Raw genomic sequence first — 443 nt, 5'->3', positions numbered from 1 at the left:
ATACGACTGGCGGGCAGCCCGGTAAGCCCTGCGCTACCGGCGGCCTCAGCCCTTTACGTCGGCGCGCCCGATTTCTTCGACGGCACCAGCTGGATCGCGGGACGCTCGCCCGGCGGGGTGTTCCTGGCCACGACCACGCGGTCGCGTCCCTCGGCCTTGGCATCGTATTGCGCATGGTCGGCGGCATTGGTGAGTTCGGCCCAGCCTGAGCCATGCTCAGGATAGGCCGCGACGCCGAACGAGGCCGTGACCGTGCCCAGCGTACGGCCGCGATGCGCCAGATGCAGATTCTTGATCGCCTGGCGTAGCGTTTCGGCGCGCTCAGCGCCCTCCTCGAGCGAGCATCCCGGCATCACCAAGGCGAATTCCTCGCCGCCGTAGCGCGACACGACATCGCTGTCGCGCGCATGCTCGATCAGCGTCGCCGCGACCTGCTTCAGCAC

The 443-nt window shown here is 68.4% G+C and carries 1 protein-coding gene; it reads right to left on the bottom strand.

Annotated elements, in window-relative coordinates:
• Positions 1-53: 53 nt before the first annotated feature.
• A partial coding sequence (locus EN804_RS34655; RefSeq protein WP_135922307.1) for a GGDEF domain-containing protein occupies positions 54-443 on the bottom strand: 390 nt, incomplete at its 5' end.

Origin of the sequence: Mesorhizobium sp. M8A.F.Ca.ET.161.01.1.1, from assembly GCF_004792105.1 — a bacterium.
In the GTDB taxonomy this organism is placed as follows: domain Bacteria; phylum Pseudomonadota; class Alphaproteobacteria; order Rhizobiales; family Rhizobiaceae; genus Mesorhizobium.
Note: the sequence above shows the minus strand (reverse complement) of the source record. Positions and strands in the feature narration are given on the sequence as shown.